Consider the following 18358-nt stretch of genomic DNA (forward strand, 5'->3'; position numbering starts at 1 on the left):
GATGAACTTCTACCCTCTGAGTCGAGCGCGGATCGTCGTTGCCGACTCGCAGACCAGCAAGGGAAAAACCCTCGAGTGCGTACCGACTGTTAATGTCCGATTCGAACGACCCGCCCGCCGGCTCCGGTCGGGAGTCCGAGAGGCCCCAGGATGCCGGGGAAACCACTGCGAACGAGGACCTTCCTGCCGAAATCGTCGACGAAGCGGAGCGGCTCACGCGACTCGAGCGTACCGTCCCCGACGAGGGCGAAGCACGGGCCCACGCCGAGCGACGCGACGAACTGCTCGACGACCACGACTTTACGTATCGAATCCGCGAGGACGACGGTGACGATGTGCTCGTGCTCCATCCCGAGGAGTGGCACGACGACGAGGCGGGCGTCATCCGAACCGACCGCATCGACGACATCTCGCGGGGCGTCGAAGTTCCACTCGAGGGAACGGCCGATCCCGACGACTGGGACGCGATCGAAGCGCACAATCGAGACCTCGTCGAACGCGTCAACGACCGCCACGGCGACGTTCACGGCGATAACGCCGCGCTGCTCGCCGATTTCGTGGGCAACCACTACGCGAAACGCATCGAGGACCTGACGGGCGCTGAGCTTCAGGAGTTTCGGACGGACTATTTCGTGCGAAACGCCTGGCCCTCGGACGAACAGCGAGATGCGATCGAGGAGTCGATCACGCTCGTCTACGAGACGGCCGGGGTATCGGTCCCTGAACAACGAGTCCGGTGAATCACCCGGCCCTCAAGAGACGGAGTATTCTGATCGCCTATAAAAAGGGTCTGGTGGAGTTGGTCGCGCGTTCAGTAGCTGTTCTCGACGATCTCGCTGATCTCCTCAGCGCGGTCGTCGCCGGTGACGACCTTCGAGAGCGTCCACTGGATGCCGTCGAGGACGGCGTCGTAGCCGTCGTCGGTCAGCGAGTACTGGTTCGTTCGCTTGTCCAGTTCACTCTTTTCGACGAGACCGAGATCGACGAGTTCGTCGAGGTTGGGGTAGAGACGGCCGTGGTTCACTTCGGTCCCGTAGTACTCCTCGAGTTCGCGCTTGATGGCCAGCCCGTACATTGGCTCTTTCGCGAGGATAACGAGGATGTTGTTCTGGAACGCGGTAAGTTCGCGTGCAATACTCTGATCGCCGCTGATTGATTGTGCCTCTGACATACCTGTGCAAATGTCATCAGACTATTTAAGACTTGTCAACCATTTCTCGGTATTCATCGATCGCCCGCGGGCAGATCGGGTACCGCAACGCCGAATACTGGTGGAATTCGGTCGAATCACGTCTCAGTGGTGCCTGATGACCTTCACCTCCAAGGTGACATCGATTACGAAAATACTTTTTGATCGGCCGTGAAGCCTCGGGTACATGGTTAATCTCTGGGAAGACCTCGAGACTGGACCGAATCCACCCGAAGAGATCTACGCCGTCGTCGAATGTCTCAAGGGCGAACGCAACAAGTACGAGTACGATAAGGACGTGCCGGGCGTCGTCCTCGACCGTGTTCTGCACAGCAACGTCCATTATCCGAGCGACTACGGCTTCATCCCGCAGTCGTACTACGACGACGAGGACCCCTTCGACGTGCTCGTCCTCGTCGAGGATCAGACGTTCCCCGGCTGTATCATCGAAGCCCGCCCCGTCGCGCTGATGAAGATGGACGACGACGGTGAGCAGGACGACAAGGTCATCGCCGTCCCGTCTGAAGATCCGCGCTACGATCACATCGAGGACCTCGAGGACATCACCCAACAGCAACTCGACGAGATCGACGAGTTCTTCTCGAGCTACAAGAACTTAGAGGAAGGAAAGCAAGTCGAAACCCAGGGCTGGGAGGACAAACAGGCCGCCTACGACGCGATCGAACACGCACAGGAACTCTACGAAGAGAACTTCTAGAAGTCGTCCAACATTCGTTACGCGCCGTTTTTCGGACCGACACGGCGATCACTGTCGTTCGCTCGCCGGACCACAACGTGTATCGTCACGATGATACGCCCACGATTGTATCGCCATCCAGAACTCTCCGCTTCTCGTTACTGTACGACTTCGGGGTCTCTCGTCAGCTGGCATACCTGACAGCTCACGCCCGACTATCCAGCACTCTGTGGTCACGAAACCCATCGGATTCACGAGAGTTATCTTCGGCCGTTCCGCTCATGCATTATGAGCATGGGTAATTTTATGCGGCTAACCGCCGTAGCTAGACTCGTTATGGCAGCAACCAACCCGTCCGCACGAACGTCCGCTTCGGCAGACGATGCAGCCGAATCCGGTGCCGGTATGGCCCACCTGACGGTCGTCCCCGCGAACTTCGAGGCGACCGAGCAGGACGGGGATGAGGACTGAGTTCTCCAGTCGACGACGTGTTCAGTATAATTCGAGGTGGAGCCTCCGACCTCAAGGAGCGAGCGAAGTCGTTCGAAAGACCGGGGGTCTTTCGTGATGACGAGACGTTCCGCGTCTCGAACCACGAGCGAGTAGGTCGGAGAGGACAGCGAGGGATCAAAGATCCCTCGAGCCGTGCGAACGGGCCTACGGCCCGTAAGCAGAAACCGACGAAGGATGGCACAACCGCACGACAGTAGCTACCCGACTCCCGGAGCTATAAGTACCGTTAGGTAGTAATCTGAAACATTGAGGTGCGTCGAACCGTGCCGGTCAAACTCATTGTCCCCGATGAGCACCGCGACGACCTCCACGAATCCGCTCGACAGTTCCTTCACTGCGCGAACCGTGCCGCCGAGTTCTGTTGGGATGACGAGTCCTACACGGACTGCATTAAGAACATCCCGCAGGCGAAGTGGCACCACATATGGGCGTTTCGACGCCTGTTCGAGTACGTCAAGTACAAGGCACCGGAACGCGGCGTCACGGTAAAGCAGGTTGCACCAAATCACACGTCCCAACGCTGTTCTCGGACGGACTGTGGGTTTACGCATGAAGCGAACCGCGACGGCGAACACTTCCACTGCCAGAAATGCGGTTACGAGGTCAACGCGGATTACAATGCCGCCAAGAACATCGGGCTACGCTACGCCCGGAAACGGCAGCACAGACTCCGTTCCTCGCCCACGTCGGGGAGCGGAGACGTCTTGGAAAGCGGAGCTTTCCAATGGTCAGGAAATCGGAGATTTCCTTCGACACCAGTAAACGTGCGTTTGAATGGTGGGACGGTGAACGGCAAGAGTCATCAGCAGATTGCCGGCGACTGATTGCCGGGAGTCCACATCAAAGCCCTATTCTGCTCACGGGCGCGAAGCACCCGTTTGCATGGTCAGTGAGACCTTTGGTCTCACGCTACCCTCAACGAGCGAACCCCGTATGGAGTGAGCGAAGTAGGGTAGGGTAGTTTACCTAGCGCACTCGAGTCAGCTCGACGAGCGCGCACTCGAACGCGAGCGAACGGAGAGACGCGTGAGTGGATGCCACGGCGTCTCAGCAGAGTGTCTCGAAACGAACCTTCTTGTATGCGGTCGAACTACGTCCGTCCATGGGTCTGTTCGATCGATTGCGGGGCGACGGAGCTCCCCGAGTCGCATTTATTGGGGTCGACGGCGTGCCGTACAGTCTCCTATCGGAGAACGAGGAACTGTTTCCAAACTTCGCTGCGATCGCCGACGAGGGGACGGCGGGCAAGATCTCGAGCATCGTCCCACCGGAATCTAGCGCCTGCTGGCCGTCGCTGACGACCGGAATGAACCCCGGCGAGACAGGCGTCTACGGCTTTCAGGACCGTGAAGTCGGTACCTACGACACCTACGTCCCGATGGGACGAGAAGTCCAGGCCGACCGCGTCTGGGACCGCGTTCAGGAGGACGGTCGCCGCGCGACCGTGATGAACGTCCCCGTTACGTTCCCGCCCCAGCGTAACGTCCAGCGGATGGTCTCGGGCTTTCTCTCGCCGGGGCTGGACAAGGCAGCGTACCCCGACGACGTTCGTGACTACCTCGAGACGCTCGACTACCGAATCGACGTCAACCCGAAACTCGGCCACCAGGGCGATAAGACCGAGTTTATTCAGGATGCCCACGAGACGATCGACGCTCGCTTCGAGGCGTTCGAACACTACATCGAGGAAGACGACTGGGATCTGTTCTTCGGCGTCTTCATGACGACCGACCGGGTCAACCACTTCCTGTTCAAGGACTACGAGCGCGACGGCGAGTACAAAGAGGAGTTTATCGACTTCTATCGGAAGGTCGACGACTACATCGGTAAGCTTCGCGAGGTGCTGCCCGACGACGTCACCATGATCGTCGCCTCCGATCACGGCTTTACGAGCCTCGACTACGAGGTCCACTTCAACGAGTGGCTCCGAGCGGAGGGCTGGCTGTCTTTCGACACGGACGAACCGGAGGAGTTGGGCGACATCTCCGACGATACCAAAGCCTACTCGTTCATCCCCGGCCGGTTCTACATCAACCTCGAGGACCGCGAACCGCGCGGGGGCGTCCCCGAAGACGAGTACGACGAGGTCCGCGACGAACTCAAGGCCGACCTCGAGGCGCTCGAGGGCCCCGACGGCAAGAAGGTCGTCGAGCGCGTGGTCGAGAAGGAGGCGGCGTTCCGCGGCGATCACGACGACATCGCGCCGGACCTGGTGGCGATCCCGAACAAGGGCTTCGACCTCAAATCCGGCTTCAAGGCCGATTCGGACATCTTCACTACCGGACCCCGAAACGGTATGCACAGCTTCGACGACACCTCGCTGTACATCGACCACCCCGAGGCGACGATCGGCGACGCTGACCTCTTCGACATCACACCGACGATCCTCGATCTGCTGGACGTCGAGTACAGCCGCGGCGAGTTCGACGGCGCAAGCCTCGTCTGAGCACCGTCCCCCGTTAGCGATCGAAACGGGTTTTGTCACCTGAGACAACTTTCCGTTATGAACGACTCGAGAGTCGTCGGTCTCTCGCTCCTCCTCGCCGTCGGTCTTGCTGGCGTCGTCAGCGTCGTGACCGACAGTCTCGCAATTCTCGGGCAGACACCGATCGGGCTGGCCATCTACCTCGCCGTCGGAATCGGGCTGCCGCAGTACGTGCTCGCTCGACGAACCGGATCGCCGCTTCGACTCGGGCTGGCGTTCCTCGCAGTCGGCGGAGCCGCGCTAGCCGTCCTTGTCGGCGCTGCGATGGGCTCTCTGACTGGTGAGTGGCGTCTCGGGATCGTTCCGATTCTGTTCCTCGTCGTGTTCGGAATCCTGATCGGTAGTATCGTTCGTGAGTTTCGTACCGGTTTTCGGACGCGGTCGTGACGTGGGCGCACCGATAGTGATCGAATTCGAGGCCGTTTTCCGGCCCGCAACGAACTGCTGGGCATGGAAGAAATCATCCGCGCCCGCGGCCACGAGCACGTTAGCGCCGAACACTCGAGCACGTTCGAAATTACGACCGACGACTTTCTCACGCCCGCCGGCGACTGCATTCTCGCGATTGAGGCCGACCGCGCGCCAGCGGACTTCGACCCCGACTTCGTCGCAGCCTGCCAGGATTCGGGCGCGACGATCACGGTCACGATCGAGGCTGGCGGCTATACCGAATCGGTAACTGGACGGGGCGATCCCGACCTCGAATTTACGAACGAGCGCAGCGCGGTGGGTCGAACGAGCGAGTACGTCGACGACCGAACGATCGTCAACGACGCCGAGTTCGCGGCTGAGGGGTTCGACCGGGACCTGGTTGCCGCGCTGGCCGATGGGGCCGAGGTGACGGTAACGATTAGCGTCGAGTGACGGGAGCGGAATCGTCCGTCGCGGTTTTGATTCGCGAGACCGTACGCGATTGTATGAGCGACGAGCCGGACCTCGAGTCGGATCGCGAACCGTCGATGAACATCAGCGGCGGCGTCGAGGGCGGCGGCGTCGCGGCCGAGTTCGATCCCGCGACCGCGGACACCCGCACCGAGGAGGTCGTCGATCGACTTGGCGAACTGTACTGGCAGAAGACCTACGGCGGACAGGACGCCTTCACCTGTCTCGTTCGGACGATTTTGAGCCAGAACACCAGCGACAAGGCGAGCCAGCCGGCTCACGACGCGCTGATCGAGCGATACAATGCCGAGGACATCGACCTCGCAGCGTCGCTCGAGAACGCAGAGCAGTCCGAACTCGCCGAGACGATCAGCGGCGCGGGCCTCTACAACCAGAAATCCGAGACGCTGATCGACACCGCTGAGTGGGTCCTCGAGGAGTTTGGCTCCGCCACTGCGTTCGACGACTACGTCAAGGACGAGGACCCCTCGGAAGTCCGAGCGACGCTTCTCTCCGTCCGCGGCGTCGGGCCGAAGACCGCGGACTGCGTCCTCCTCTTTGCGGGCGGCCGCGGCGGCGTCTTTCCCGTCGACACCCACGTTCACCGAATCTATCGGCGGCTGGGGATCGCCCCCGCGGACGCGGATCACGAGGCGGTTCGGGCCGTTCTCGAGCGCGATATCCCCGCTGCGAAATGTGGCTTCGCCCACACGGCAACGATCCAGTTCGGCCGTGAGTACTGCACGGCGCGAAAACCGGCCTGTCTTGAGGACCCCGACGCCTGTCCCATGGGTGATCTCTGCGACCAGGTCGGCGTCTACCCCGAGACGAACGAGGTCGTCGATCCGACAGAGGCACCCGAAGCGGGCGACTGATATCGAGCGAGTGGGGCCACGTTCTCGAGTCGCTGCAACTGCTCGGTATCGATCGTTGCTCGCCCCGATCACTGCGTTTATACAATCGTACTTTATCTACTGAACCAATGATTTCATTTACGGCGACCGAGCGAGACGCGGTCTACAAGACGATCTACGCTCGGCGTGATATCCGCCGGTTTCGGCACGATCCGATTCCCGAGGACATCCTCGAGCGACTGATTCAGGCCGCCCATCACGCCCCGAGCGTCGGCTTCTCACAGCCGTGGGATCTGATCGTCGTCAGGGAGGACGAGACGAAAACCGAGATCGCCGAGATTGCGGATCGGGCCATCGCGGCCGCTCGCGAGGGCTACGAGGAGCCTCGCCGATCCGACTTCGCCGCCCTAAAACTCGAGGGGATCCGCGAGTCGCCGATCAATATCTGCGTGACCTGCGATCCGACCCGCGGGGCACCCCACGTATTGGGTCGCAGTTCGATGCAGCGAACGGACGTCTACTCGACGTGTCTCGCGGTTCAGAACCTTTGGCTGGCCGCCCGCGCGGAGGGCGTCGGCGTCGGCTGGGTGAGTGTGCTCTATCCGTACGAGGTCCAGGAAGTGCTGGGCATTCCACCCCACGTCAAGCCGGTTGCCTATCTCTGTCTGGGCTACCCTGAAGACGGCTTTCCGGACGAACCCGTGCTCCAACAGGAGGGGTGGCGCGAGCGCCTCGCGGTCGAGGAACTCGTTCACGACGAGCAGTGGGAGGGCGACCGGAGCCACAACGACGACGCGTAACGAGCGCTCGGCGAACGCAACGAGGGCTAGCTCGCGAGGAGAACGACCGCCAGTATCGCGAAGGCGATCCCGAGCAGATCCGTCGGTGCGAGCGACTCACCGAGGAATATCGCGGCGAGGACCACGGCGACGATGAAGTACATCGCCGAGACGGTCGTGACGATCCCCGCTCGCCCGGAGTTTAGACCCATGTAGAACGCGACAGCACCGATCCCGGCGAACACTCCCGCAGCGAGCGCGAGCACCACGCCCGTTCGCTCGAGCGAGACGGGGTCGTTCAACACCGAAACGTAGCCGACGGCCACGGCGACGGCGGCGGAGTAGGAGAGAATCATCGCGAGCTCGGGATCGATCGTTCGAGTGGCCTCGTTCGCGATCACCGTCCAGACGCCCCAGCTGAGCATCGCGACCACGGCCAGCGAGACGGCGTATCGGCTCATGATCGGACGAACGGTATCCGGCTCCGAATAGGCGTCGAAACAGCGGTCCGCAACGGCCGTCTGTCGCGGCCTGCGGCCGGCACTCGCAGGCAACTGTGAAGAAATCTCGACCGTGAGAGACAGTCTCGAGGCGGTTAGAGGAACCGGAACGTCTCGAGGTTCTTCGGCGCGAAGGTACGCATGTTGTAGTCGTGATAGAGCGCCGAGGAGAGATCCTGCGTGGACCGCTCGTCGCCGTGGACACAAAGGACCTTCTCGGGTCGAGGATTCATCGTCTTGACGAAGTTCTCGAGGCCAGCGCGGTCGGCGTGGCCGGAGAAGCCGTCGACCGTCTCGACGTTCATGTTCAGCGAGAGGGTGCCGCGGCCGTTGCCGCCCGATCCCATCGCCCCGACCTCGCTGGTCGGAATCTCGTCCCAGCCGTTCTGGATGCGGCGACCGAGGGTTCCCTGGGCCTGGTAGCCGACGAAGACGAGCGTCGAGTCCGGGTCGGGGCCGAGGTGGCCGAGCCAGGACATGATCGGACCGCCGGTGACCATCCCCGACGTCGAGAGGATGATGCAGGGTTCACCGTCGGCGACCTCCTGCCGTTCCTCCTCGCCGGCGTCGATGTGGTTGAACTCCTCCGCGAGGAACGGGTTCTCGTCGTCGTGGAAGATCCGATCCCGGAGGTCGTCGCGTAGATACTCCGGATAGGTCGTGTGGATGGCCGTCGCCTCCCAGATCATTCCATCGAGATGAACCGGCATCTCAGGGATATCACCGCTGCGCATCGCCTGCTCGAGAACGAGCATGATCTCCTGTGAGCGACCCACCGCGAACGCGGGGATGACGACTTTACCGCCCTTCTCGTAGGTCTCCGTGATGACCTCTTTGAGCTTCTCTTCGGAGTCTTGCTGATCGGTCTGGTAATCGTTGCGACCGCCGTAGGTCGACTCGAGGACGAGCGTCTCGACCCGCGGGAAGTCGTTGGTCGCGCCGTTGAACAGCCGCGTATCCTCGTAGTGAATGTCACCCGAGAAGCAGACGTTGTAGAGACCGTCGCCGATGTGGAAGTGCGAGACGGCCGAGCCCAGAATGTGACCCGCGTTGTGGAAGGTGAGTTTGACGTCCGGCGCGATATCGGTGACGTCGCCGTACTCGAGTGGGATGCAGTGTTTGATCGCCTCGCGAACCTGCTCCGACTCGTACGGCGGCGCGCGGCCTTCCTTGGCCGCGACGTCGAGGTAGTCGAGCGTGAGCAGTCCCATCAGATCTCGTGTGGGCTCGGTACAGTAGATCGGGCCGTCGTAGCCGTACTTGAACAGCAGCGGGATGAGCGCGGAGTGGTCGAGGTGGGCGTGAGTGAGGACGACCGCGTCGATGGTCTGTGGACCCGCACCGAGGGCCTCGGGCGCGTGGAGGTACGGTACCTCGCCCTCAGCGCCGGGTTTGTCTCCGCAGTCGATGAGAATGCGCGTCTCGGGGGTCGAGAGGATAAAGGCGGCGCGACCGACTTCGCGACAGCAGCCGAGCGTCGTGATCCGGACGTACTCGTCGTCTGACATCTCCTCGCGGTGGATCTGCCGGCCGACCTTCTCTAAAATGTCGCGTCGCTCGTCACGTTCTTGCTTGAGGAAGCTCCGAACGTTCGAGACCGTCGAGGACTCGATCGGCGGCGTCCGGACGACTTCGGGCGTCCAGCCGACGTTCTTCGTGATATCGCGGAGCGTCGAGCCGTGACGGCCGATCACCATGCCAGGCTTCTCGGCCTCAATGACGACCTCGCCGGTGTCGGCGTGGAAGTCCAGATCCGTGACCCCCGCCTCTTCGGGGATGACGTTCATGATCTGCTCGCGGGCCTCGTCGGGCCGCGAGAGGACGCTCGGATCCGGGCGAACGGTGATCCGCTTTCGGAGTTTGCTCGCGAGTTTGCGAATGAGGTCGCCCTGCTGGGCGAACTTCTTCGGGTCACGCGTGTAGACCACCAGTTCGGGGCCTTCGTACTTCACCGAGGAGACCGAGATATCGGTCGGTAGCTCGCTCGTGATCTCTGCTTTCAAATCGTCGAGTTGCTGCTCTACAGTACTCATAATCGCCAATTGTGGCTTGCGTGAACTCGCCGCCGGGGGGCGGATGTCCAACAGGATACGGGGAGTCGGGATCCAGCCCTCGAGTCAGTGGCCGCGCGAAAACCGCCACGCGCCGACTGCATCGTCGAGAGCTGTGGTTCTGAAACAACGTCGGTCGTCTGCAGTCCAGTATCCCGGATCATCGCGTTGTACCGTGCTGTGACAAACACGCTCCCAGAACGGTTGTCCTGGTTCGTGCGGGAAGATTCCAGGGAGAACCCGCTTATTCGACGCTATTCTTTGCGTCGTATATAAGCCTTCGCAAAACCCAGGGCCGTTCGGCACGAACGGGGGGTATGCACCTGACACCGGAGCGCGTTGGGAAAGAGCGTACCTGGGTCGCTGAACGGGTCGAGACGGTCGTTCCGATAATCAATGGCGTCCGCGATGATCTCGGCGACATCTTCGATACTGACGTCGACCACGTTACTGAAGGTCAGTATCTCGAGGAGGTCGACATCGTCTTTGCGAACGGCGATCTGGCGGTCAACGTCGCCGCCATGGTCGCAATTCTCCGTAATCTCGACGTCGAGGGCGATTATCCCGGCTTCATCGTCGACGAGATCATCGGCCGGGAACTCGCCGCGACGATTGCCGGCACGCAACCATTGCGGACGCTCGGCGAGGCGACGTTTCACTACGCCGACCTGCAGGTTCACGGCGACGGCGACGAGAACGCGGGCGTCGACGACTGCGAGGCCGCACTCGCGGCAGGCTTCCAGGAACGCATTCCGGGCTGGAACTGGACCGAACGCGAGAGTCCGTTCAGCGTCGAGTAATCAGTCCGACTCTTCGTCGTCGGCGTCGTCTGGTTCTTCATCGGTGTCGTCGCTATCCGATCCGTCGTCCGCGTCGGATTCACCGTTGTCGTCCGCGTCGGACTCTTCGTCCTCGTCAGCGTCATCGTCGCTGTCGGAATCCTCACCGTCGATTTCCTCGTCCGGTTCGGGTTCGGGCTCGGGCTCGGGTTCAGCACCGCCCTCATTGTAGGCCTGTAGTGCCTCCTCGTACTCTTCGCCGGGAAGCAACGCTTCGACGTCGTTGTTGCGGAGGAGATCGATCAGCCCGTCGTCCGACCCCGTCAGCAAGAACGCACCGTGTTCGCCGATCGCCGCCTCGATCGAGAGGCTGGTGTCCACCATCGCTCCTTCGAACTCGATCGACCGCGACATGAACAGCTCCTGCTGTCGCTCCTGCATCTCGAGCTGGGCTTCCTGCTGGTCGATTTCGCCGTCTTCGACGTCAGCCATGACCTCCTGTTGGGCCTCCATCAACGCCTCTTCGGAGGGCTGGACGATCGCCGTAATTCCCTCCGACGGATCGATATCGGGCTCTGCATCCGCGCTGAGTTCCTCCTCCGATTCCGAAAAAATGCTCGTACAGCCGGCGATCGATGCGGTCGCACCGGCACCGGATAACTGCAGCACGCGGCGTCGGGTTGGATCGGATGTCATCGTGGCGGCTTCGGGGACGAGCGCGAATAAACCCTCGTGATTCGCGACGCATTTCCACGTGACTCGGTCAATATAGTAACAACTGAAACGATGTACACACCGATCGCATAGCCATCCTGCGATCGGGTGTGCAGTGATATTCAGTGGCTCCTATAGGTGGAGCGGGCGAGCCCGCCCGTTCCCGGTCCGGACGCCTTTTGGTCGTGCGAGAGCTACGTCGTCGTAGTGACACCCGGGACACCGACGACGCAGCGGTCGCAGGCGGTCACCCTCGAGCAGCCCACCCTCGAGGCGGCCTGCGAGGCGATCGCCGACGGCCTCGAGCGCGAGGCCCTCGTAACGGTCTTCGGCCGCTGTACGGTCGACTACGACGGCCGGGCCTCGAGCACGCTCGAGGCGGGCGACCGCCACGTGATGTTGAAACCCGACGGCGCGGCGCTGGTCCACACCGACGAGGGACAACAGCCGGTCAACTGGCAGCCGCCGGGCTGTGACCACGACGTTCGCTGCGATGGTGGGGCCGACGGCGAAAGCGATCCCGAACTGATCCTCGAGAGCGTTCGGTCGACGCCGGACGAACGGCTGTGCGTTCGCTTCGAGGAGGTCCTGCAGGTCTCGACGTTCTTCGGCGCGGACGAAAACGAACTCGCTCTTTCGGGGACCGAAGAGGACCTCCGCCAGCGGATACTCGACGAACCCGCCCTGCTCGAGACCGGCTTCACTCCGCTCGCGACGGAACGCGACACGCCCGCGGGGGCGATCGACATCTACGGCGAGGACGCGGCGGGACGGAGCGTCGTCGTCGAACTCAAACGTCGACGCGTCGGCCCTGACGCCGTGAGCCAGCTTCGCCGGTACGTCGACGCACTCGAGCGCGATCTCCACGCCGACGCCGCGGTTCGGGGCTTTCTCGTCGCCCCCTCCGTCACTGATCGCGCCACCCGCTTGCTCAGCGATCACGGCTTCGAGTTCGTTCCGCTCGAGCCGCCTGCGGAGTGAACGTGATCGACATCTGGTATCGGTATACGTGCTGCACATGGAGTCGAGATCACTACCACAGAAGAACTGACAGCGGGTAGCGGTGACCAGGGACGATCACGCTTCGTTTTCGAACCAGTGTTTTGCGGCTTGGACGGCCTCTGAGGACGTGTCTACGATCGCGTATTGGTCTTCAATGTTATATCCGCGTTCGGTACCGTACCCAACCGTGATCCCGTATGTATCATCCTCACTCCGTAGAGTGATCAGTGCAGCGGGTTCACCGTCTTCAAATTTGGCCCGTTTGCCGGTGATGCCGTCTGAACGGTCCAGTTCGGTCCCGAACGTGATGAACATGTACTCGCCCTCGGGATGATCGGCATCGAGTTTATCCACGGACACATCGTCGAACCCGTTCTCGTTGAGTGCCTCTACGAGTTCGTTGGTCCGCTGCTCGAGTGTCCCATCGCCATCAGTATCGTCATCGTCAGACTGAGTATGCCGTCTCATCCTCAGACCTTTCGGGAAAATAATAATTAATCTTTCTAATACAGCAGTGTTAGGAAGGATCGGCACCCCATCTTCAGCAGAATATTCCAATCAGGCGGGTGTGTAAACCGTTTCAGTTGGTAACTACACAAGCGTCGGTCTCACTCCTCGAGTAATCGCTTCAATCGGTCCAGTTCCGTCAGCGCCTCGACGGGGGTCAGGTGAGCCAGATCGAGCGCCCGCAGTTCGGCCGCGATGTCGGTCGGCACGTCTCCACCGTCGGCACTCGCTGTAGCCGTCGTCGACTCGTCGGTCGCCTCCGCGTCGATCGGCACGTCGTCATCGTCCGCAGTCCCGTCACTGGCAGCGTCTGCGACCAGTTCTCTCGAGCGCTCGACCACGTCGGCCGGAACGCCCGCGGCCGTCGCGACCTCCACCCCGTAGGAGCCCGTCGCCGCCCCCGGCGCGATATCGTGGTGGAAGACGACCTCGCCGTCGACCTGCTCGACCTCGAAGTGGAGCGTGAAGGCGGCCTCGAGATCGTCCGCCAACTCGGTCAGCGGATGGTGGTGCGTCGCGAAGAGCGCCGTCGCACCGACGATATCGTGGAGGTGTTCGGTGATCGCCTGTGCGATGGCGAGGCCGTCTGCGGTCGAGGTGCCCCGACCCACTTCATCGAGCAAGACCAGCGAGTGCTCGTCGGCCTCGCGCAGGATGGTCGCGAGTTCGTCCATTTCGACCATGAACGTCGAGCGGCCGCCCGCGATGTCGTCGCTGGCACCGACGCGGGTGAATATCCGATCGGCCGGGGTGAGTCGCGCCGCCCTCGCGGGGACGAAGCTCCCGACCTGTGCGAGCAGGGTGATCTGGGCCACCTGTCGCATGTAGGTCGACTTCCCGGACATGTTGGGTCCCGTGATAACCGCCAGTCGCTGGGCGTTCGTGAGGGTCGCGTCGTTCGGGACGAACGACTCCTGGGTACGCTCGACGACGGGGTGACGGCCGCCGTCGATGTCGATCTCGAGACCCGCTCGTTCGTCGCGCTCGAGCAGTTCGGGCCGACAGTAATCGTACTGCGCGGCGACCGTCGCAAGCGAGACGAGCGCGTCGAGCGTCGCCAGCGCGTCGGCGAGTCCCTGTACGCGTTCGACCTCCGCGGCGATCTCGCGACGTACCTCGCAGAAGAGTTCGTACTCGCGTTCGTCGGCGCGTTCCTCGGCACCGACGATCTGATCTTCCCGCTCTTTGAGCTCCGGCGTGACGAACCGTTCGGAGTTTTTGAGCGTCTGTCGGCGCTGGTAGTCCTCGGGGACCGACTCGAGGTTCGGATTCGTCACCTCGATGTAGTAGCCGTGGACCGAGTTGTAGCCAACTTTCAGCGAATCGATTCCGGTTCGCTCGCGCTCGCCGTCCTCTAAGTCGTCGATCCACTGCTTCCCGTCCCGTGCGGTCGCGCGAAGCTCGTCCAGCCCGTCGTCGTACCCCTGTGCGATGATGTCGCCCTCGGTGATCTCGATCGGGGGGTCTGAGACGATCGCATCGTCGATCAACTCGCGAACGTCGACGAGCGGGTCGAGGCTCCCGTGAAGCTCCTGGAGCCGCGTACAGTCGGCGTCGGCGATCTCCTCGCGAATCTCGGGCACGACGGCCAGCGTGTCCCGGAGCGAGCGCAAGTCACGCGCGTTCGCCCGTTCGCGAGAGATGCGACCGATCAGCCGCTCGAGGTCGTAGACGTTCCGGAGTCGGTCGTGCAGCGGCTCCCGCGTCTGGAGGTCCGCCGTCAACTCCTCGACGGCGTCCAACCGCGCCTCGATTCGGTCGGGCTCGAGCAGCGGCCGTCGAATCCAGTCGCGGAGCGTTCGGCCGCCCAGCGCACAGGCGGTTTCGTCCAGCACGCCGACGAGCGTCGCCTCCTCGCGGCCCTCCACGGCTCGCGGCTCGAACAGTTCGAGGCTCCGCATGGCGACAGCATCGAGCAGGAGGTACTCGCGGGGATCGTAGCGGGTGAGATGAGTGATGTACTCGAGGCGGTTGCGGTCCGAATCGTCGGCGTCGGTGTCGTTCTCACCGCCTTCCGCTTCCTCCTCGAGCGTCGTATCGCGCTCCCCCTCGTGTTCGCCGCCGCGGACGTACTCCGCGTAGGCGAGTGCCGCGCCGCAGGCCCGAATCTCGGCGTCGCTCGCGAGTAAGGCGTCGGGATTCCGGAAGTACCGCGAGACGGTCTCGCCAGCGCGCTCGCGGTCGAACGCCGTCGCGTCGTAGGGCGTCACCATACAGCGCTCGGCGAAGAGATCGGTCGGCGCGTTCGGGCCGACGACGGCCTCGGCGGGATCGAATCGGCTCACTTCGTCGGCGATAGCCTCGCTCGAGGTCGAACTCGTCGCGAAGAAGTCGCCGGTCGAGACGTCGAGCAGGGCGAGCGCGAGTTCGGGGTCGTCGCTCTTCGCACCGGAGCCGCGCCCTCGAGCCACCGCGGCGACGAAGTTGTTGTCGTCGCTCGCGAGCAGTTCGTCCTCGGTGAGCGTCCCGGGCGTGACCACGCGCGTGACCGCACGCTCGACGACGCCCGGCGACTCGCCGGGTTCTTCGACCTGATCAGCCACCGCGACTCGGTAGCCGGCCTCGAGCAACGTCTCGACGTACGATTCGGCGTTGTCGATCGGAATGCCGGCCATCGGATACTCGCCAGTGCTGTCCTCACGGCTCGTGAGGGCGATCTCGAGCAGCCTCGCGGTCCGCTCGGCTGCACCACAGAACGTCTCGTAGAAATCCCCCACCTGAAAGAGGACGATCGCGTCGTCGTAGCGCGCACAGAGATCGTGATACTGCGCCATCATGGGCGTCAGTTCGTCGCGTTTCTCGGCCATCGCCTCGGGAGGGCCAAGCGCCGGATCCATACCCGAAATCCGGCTTCGGACGCGGAAATAGCTTGCTGGATCAACCGCGTTCGGCCATCCTCGACTACGGGACGAGAACGAGATAGTCTCGACAACGGACAAGACGTACTACGATCGGCATCCGAGAGAGCGGCGAATAGCATGTCCGTCCGCTCGTCCGTCGCGAGTCGGCCGTTCATCTGTCTCGTCGCCGTTTTGCTCGGCGGCGCCGGGATCGTCGGCGCTGCGGCAGCGGTCGCGCCGGGATGAGACGACAGAACTGGATTCGGACGATGAGTCGCTCGAAGAGGATTCGGCAGAGTCGTCGGCATCGGCTCCCGCGGACGACTGAGCTTCCGAGCTCCGTTACCCGACGCTAGTCGGCTCGAACCCGATTCGAGCAGCCGACATCCGAACCGAATCGGTTGGGAGTAGATTTCAGGGCGAACCGCGTAGCGGAAACCGGTCGAAACGCTGAATCAGCGGTACGAAATCGATTATCCAATCTCGGTGCGCTCGCTTATTTGTCAATATATTTATACGGTTTCCGGTAAAAGCCGCTGACAGTACCATGGGGGGTTCGATCCGGGTGCTGTACGCCGATACCGCGCCGACCGAAACGGCGGCCGGTCTCGAGCGCGCAGACGACCGATTCATCGTCGAGACGGTGACGAGTGTGGACGACGGGCTCGAGCGCCTCACCAACGCCGATATCGACTGCATCGTCAGTACACACGATACGCCCGAGATCGACGCGATCGATTTTCTCGAGGCTGTCAGAGCGGAAGACACCGACCTACCGGTCGTTCTGTTCACCGAGAACGGGGACGAGGCCCTCGCCAGCGACGTGATCTCCGCCGGCGTCACCGACTACCTGCGGCGAGCCGCCGGAACGGATCGGTACGAAATGCTGGCGACTCGGATCGTCGACGCCGTTGACGGCAGTGAGGAGAGCAGCCAACGGCGCCAGTCCGCCCTGAAAGCCCTACACAAGGTTGCGACGACGCTTCAGACTGAAGAAACGGTGACGGCAGTCTGCGAGCGAACCGTCGCGGCGGCGGCCGACATCCTGGAGTTCCACATGTGCAGTGTTATACTGCGCGAGGGGGAGTGGCTCGTCCCCTACGCCGTCTCGGCGGGCGCACAGCCGGACGGGAGTCGACGAATGCGGATCGATCAGGGTCTCGCCGGGAAAACGTACCAGCGCGGCGAGTCGTCCGTCGTGGCCGACGTCGGTCCGGACGACGAAACGGATCCGGCGAAGCCGACGTACCGCTCCGCGATCAGCGTCCCGATCGGCGACCGCGGCGTCTTTCAGGCGGTGAGCACCACTCCGAACACGTTCGATACGGAGGACATCGAGCTCGCGGAACTGCTCGTGAGTCACACGGCGAGCGTCGTCAAACAACTCGAGCGCGAGGAGGTCCTCAGGCGGCAAAACGACCGCCTCGACGCCTTCGCGAGCATCGTCAGCCACGACCTCCGAAATCCGTTAAACGTGGCCGAAGGGCGACTCGAACTCGCTCGAGAATCGTGCGATAACGAGCATCTCGACGACATCGCCGTGGCGCTCGATCGGATGGACGCGTTGATCGACGACGTGTTGACCCTCTCCCGTCAGGGCGAGGCTGTTCGCGATCCCGAACCCGTCTCGCTCTCCGAACTGTGTCGGGAGAGCTGGGAGAACGTTGCGACTGGCGGGGCGACGCTTATTCTCGATCTCGACCGGAGAATCTGGGCCGACCGATCCCGCCTGCAGGCGCTGCTGGAGAATCTGTTTCGGAATTCAGTGGAGCACGGCTCGACGAACCCCGCCTCGCAAACTCGGCAGGACCCCGCACACAAGGACGGCGACCTTACGGTGACGGGCGGGACACTCGAGGACGGAACCGGATTCTACGTCGAAGACGACGGTACGGGCATCCCGGAAGCCGAACGGGAATCGGTCTTCGAGAGCGGCTACTCCACCGTCCCGGCTGGCACCGGGCTCGGACTCGCGATCGTGAGCGATATCGTCGCCGCTCACGGCTGGAACCGTACCGTGGCTACGGGTGCTGATGGTGGTGCGCGGTTCGAGATCTCCGGCGTGGAGTGGGTGGAAAGCGAGCGCTCGGACTGTTACTCCACGGATTCCTCGACCTCGAAGTAGCGGTCCGCGTGCGCGCGACAGCCAGGGTTGAACGGCGCGTCACACGACGGACAGCGATGGTCGGCCTCGAGGTACTCCGGAACGGTGAGTTCGGTATCACAGGCCCCACACAGTACCGAGCACTCGTCGAAGCGCTCGCGGGGCCAGGGAGCCGCTTCGTGGTCCGTGGTCTCCTCGTGGCACCGAAAGCAGGGATAGTACCCCTCACAGCAGTCGAAGCTGAACGCGACGACGTCACGGTCGGTGTGATAATGTGCACACCGGGTCTCCGAGTCGACATCGACGCCGTGAACGGGTGGGCCAGTCACGGGTTGTCATCGAACCCACGTGAAGAGGGATCCTCAGCGTTGCGCTTCGATGGCGTGGGCAATGCCTCGAGGCGGTCGATAAACCCTATACAGCCATACGAAATAGTCGGGCCGAACGCGCTCGGTCGAAGAG

Annotated in this window: 18 protein-coding genes and 1 pseudogene; 12 read left to right on the forward strand and 7 right to left on the reverse strand. The window is 62.6% G+C overall.

From position 1 onward, the window contains the following. The first annotated feature begins 92 nt into the window (after positions 1-92). The gene (locus tag NATTI_RS0117855; RefSeq protein WP_006088546.1) at positions 93-740 is read left to right on the forward strand and encodes a DUF7108 family protein; all 648 of its coding nucleotides are present in this window, start codon (positions 93-95) and stop codon (positions 738-740) included. Positions 741-811: 71 nt separating this feature from the next. Here NATTI_RS0117855 and NATTI_RS0117860 read toward each other — a convergent pair whose 3' ends face one another. Continuing rightward, positions 812-1171: a PadR family transcriptional regulator gene (locus NATTI_RS0117860; RefSeq protein WP_006088545.1), complete on the reverse strand. Its 360-nt coding sequence runs from the start codon at positions 1169-1171 to the stop codon at positions 812-814. A gap of 205 nt (positions 1172-1376) precedes the next feature. Here NATTI_RS0117860 and NATTI_RS0117865 point away from each other — a divergent pair, with 205 nt between their 5' ends. The 8 genes and pseudogenes from NATTI_RS0117865 to bluB all read left to right on the forward strand — a co-directional run bounded on the left by NATTI_RS0117865 (position 1377) and on the right by bluB (position 7420). Then, a complete protein-coding gene (locus NATTI_RS0117865; RefSeq protein WP_006088544.1) occupies positions 1377-1907 on the forward strand; it encodes an inorganic diphosphatase in 531 nt (176 codons plus the stop codon). 315 nt (positions 1908-2222) lie between these two features. After that, positions 2223-2357 carry a hypothetical protein gene (locus NATTI_RS27360; protein ID WP_019992013.1) on the forward strand — a complete coding sequence of 45 codons (135 nt, stop codon included), beginning with the start codon at positions 2223-2225 and terminating at the stop codon, positions 2355-2357. Between the two features lie 413 nt (positions 2358-2770). Next, a pseudogene (locus NATTI_RS0117875) lies at positions 2771-3223 on the forward strand (zinc ribbon domain-containing protein); the annotation flags it as partial. Positions 3224-3501: 278 nt separating this feature from the next. After that, a complete protein-coding gene (locus NATTI_RS0117880; RefSeq protein WP_006088542.1) occupies positions 3502-4845 on the forward strand; it encodes an alkaline phosphatase family protein in 1344 nt (447 codons plus the stop codon). A 57-nt stretch (positions 4846-4902) separates the two neighbouring features. Then, positions 4903-5271 (forward strand): hypothetical protein, encoded by a 369-nt coding sequence (locus NATTI_RS0117885; protein WP_006088541.1) that lies wholly within the window; start codon positions 4903-4905, stop codon positions 5269-5271. A 63-nt stretch (positions 5272-5334) separates the two neighbouring features. After that, complete coding sequence (locus NATTI_RS0117890; protein WP_006088540.1) at positions 5335-5748, forward strand: DUF371 domain-containing protein; 414 nt, start codon at positions 5335-5337, stop codon at positions 5746-5748. Positions 5749-5801: 53 nt separating this feature from the next. Continuing rightward, positions 5802-6641: an endonuclease III domain-containing protein gene (locus tag NATTI_RS0117895; RefSeq protein WP_027119206.1), complete on the forward strand. Its 840-nt coding sequence runs from the start codon at positions 5802-5804 to the stop codon at positions 6639-6641. A 107-nt stretch (positions 6642-6748) separates the two neighbouring features. Then, complete coding sequence (gene bluB, locus NATTI_RS0117900) at positions 6749-7420, forward strand: 5,6-dimethylbenzimidazole synthase (protein ID WP_006088538.1); 672 nt, start codon at positions 6749-6751, stop codon at positions 7418-7420. A gap of 26 nt (positions 7421-7446) precedes the next feature. Here the strand turns inward: bluB and NATTI_RS0117905 are convergent, their stop codons facing one another. Next, a complete protein-coding gene (locus NATTI_RS0117905) occupies positions 7447-7860 on the reverse strand; it encodes an EamA family transporter (RefSeq protein ID WP_019992014.1) in 414 nt (137 codons plus the stop codon). 134 nt (positions 7861-7994) lie between these two features. After that, complete coding sequence (locus NATTI_RS0117910; protein ID WP_006088536.1) at positions 7995-9932, reverse strand: beta-CASP ribonuclease aCPSF1; 1938 nt, start codon at positions 9930-9932, stop codon at positions 7995-7997. A gap of 335 nt (positions 9933-10267) precedes the next feature. Here NATTI_RS0117910 and NATTI_RS0117915 point away from each other — a divergent pair, with 335 nt between their 5' ends. Beyond that, positions 10268-10750 (forward strand): hypothetical protein, encoded by a 483-nt coding sequence (locus NATTI_RS0117915; protein WP_006088535.1) that lies wholly within the window; start codon positions 10268-10270, stop codon positions 10748-10750. Here NATTI_RS0117915 and NATTI_RS0117920 read toward each other — a convergent pair whose 3' ends face one another. Then, positions 10751-11425, reverse strand: a complete 675-nt coding sequence (locus tag NATTI_RS0117920; RefSeq protein ID WP_006088534.1) for a hypothetical protein — start codon at positions 11423-11425, stop codon at positions 10751-10753. It lies immediately after the preceding gene. Between the two features lie 225 nt (positions 11426-11650). Here NATTI_RS0117920 and nucS point away from each other — a divergent pair, with 225 nt between their 5' ends. Then, the gene (nucS, locus tag NATTI_RS0117925; RefSeq protein ID WP_027119207.1) at positions 11651-12424 is read left to right on the forward strand and encodes an endonuclease NucS; all 774 of its coding nucleotides are present in this window, start codon (positions 11651-11653) and stop codon (positions 12422-12424) included. 96 nt (positions 12425-12520) lie between these two features. Here nucS and NATTI_RS0117930 read toward each other — a convergent pair whose 3' ends face one another. Together NATTI_RS0117930 and mutS are read right to left on the reverse strand one after the other, a co-directional pair. After that, complete coding sequence (locus NATTI_RS0117930; RefSeq protein WP_241434263.1) at positions 12521-13003, reverse strand: hypothetical protein; 483 nt, start codon at positions 13001-13003, stop codon at positions 12521-12523. A 50-nt stretch (positions 13004-13053) separates the two neighbouring features. Further along, complete coding sequence (gene mutS, locus NATTI_RS0117935) at positions 13054-15789, reverse strand: DNA mismatch repair protein MutS (protein ID WP_006088531.1); 2736 nt, start codon at positions 15787-15789, stop codon at positions 13054-13056. Positions 15790-16339: 550 nt separating this feature from the next. On the opposite strand from mutS, the gene NATTI_RS0117945 reads away from it, so the two are divergent. After that, positions 16340-17917: a sensor histidine kinase gene (locus NATTI_RS0117945; protein ID WP_019992016.1), complete on the forward strand. Its 1578-nt coding sequence runs from the start codon at positions 16340-16342 to the stop codon at positions 17915-17917. On the opposite strand, the gene NATTI_RS0117950 is transcribed toward NATTI_RS0117945, so the two are convergent. Continuing rightward, positions 17887-18225, reverse strand: a complete 339-nt coding sequence (locus NATTI_RS0117950) for a CHY zinc finger protein (protein ID WP_006088529.1) — start codon at positions 18223-18225, stop codon at positions 17887-17889. The two genes, NATTI_RS0117945 and NATTI_RS0117950, sit on opposite strands and share 31 nt — an antisense overlap. Positions 18226-18358: the final 133 nt, after the last annotated feature.

Source organism: Natronorubrum tibetense GA33 (assembly GCF_000383975.1).
Taxonomy (GTDB): Archaea; Halobacteriota; Halobacteria; order Halobacteriales; family Natrialbaceae; genus Natronorubrum; species Natronorubrum tibetense.

Excerpts from the sequence above, each read along its gene's own strand:
- NATTI_RS0117885 (WP_006088541.1), top strand. The coding sequence starts at position 4,903 with ATGAACGACTCGAGAGTCGTCGGTCTCTCGCTCCTCCTCGCCGTCGGT.
- NATTI_RS0117945 (WP_019992016.1), top strand. The coding sequence starts at position 16,340 with ATGGGGGGTTCGATCCGGGTGCTGTACGCCGATACCGCGCCGACCGAA.
- NATTI_RS0117855 (WP_006088546.1), top strand. The coding sequence starts at position 93 with ATGTCCGATTCGAACGACCCGCCCGCCGGCTCCGGTCGGGAGTCCGAG.
- NATTI_RS0117880 (WP_006088542.1), top strand. The coding sequence starts at position 3,502 with ATGGGTCTGTTCGATCGATTGCGGGGCGACGGAGCTCCCCGAGTCGCA.
- NATTI_RS0117865 (WP_006088544.1), top strand. The coding sequence starts at position 1,377 with ATGGTTAATCTCTGGGAAGACCTCGAGACTGGACCGAATCCACCCGAA.
- NATTI_RS0117905 (WP_019992014.1), bottom strand. The coding sequence starts at position 7,860 with ATGAGCCGATACGCCGTCTCGCTGGCCGTGGTCGCGATGCTCAGCTGG.
- NATTI_RS0117915 (WP_006088535.1), top strand. The coding sequence starts at position 10,268 with ATGCACCTGACACCGGAGCGCGTTGGGAAAGAGCGTACCTGGGTCGCT.
- NATTI_RS0117895 (WP_027119206.1), top strand. The coding sequence starts at position 5,802 with ATGAGCGACGAGCCGGACCTCGAGTCGGATCGCGAACCGTCGATGAAC.
- NATTI_RS0117890 (WP_006088540.1), top strand. The coding sequence starts at position 5,335 with ATGGAAGAAATCATCCGCGCCCGCGGCCACGAGCACGTTAGCGCCGAA.
- mutS (WP_006088531.1), bottom strand. The coding sequence starts at position 15,789 with ATGGATCCGGCGCTTGGCCCTCCCGAGGCGATGGCCGAGAAACGCGAC.
- bluB (WP_006088538.1), top strand. The coding sequence starts at position 6,749 with ATGATTTCATTTACGGCGACCGAGCGAGACGCGGTCTACAAGACGATC.
- NATTI_RS0117920 (WP_006088534.1), bottom strand. The coding sequence starts at position 11,425 with ATGACATCCGATCCAACCCGACGCCGCGTGCTGCAGTTATCCGGTGCC.
- NATTI_RS0117910 (WP_006088536.1), bottom strand. The coding sequence starts at position 9,932 with ATGAGTACTGTAGAGCAGCAACTCGACGATTTGAAAGCAGAGATCACG.
- NATTI_RS27360 (WP_019992013.1), top strand. The coding sequence starts at position 2,223 with ATGGCAGCAACCAACCCGTCCGCACGAACGTCCGCTTCGGCAGACGAT.
- NATTI_RS0117860 (WP_006088545.1), bottom strand. The coding sequence starts at position 1,171 with ATGTCAGAGGCACAATCAATCAGCGGCGATCAGAGTATTGCACGCGAA.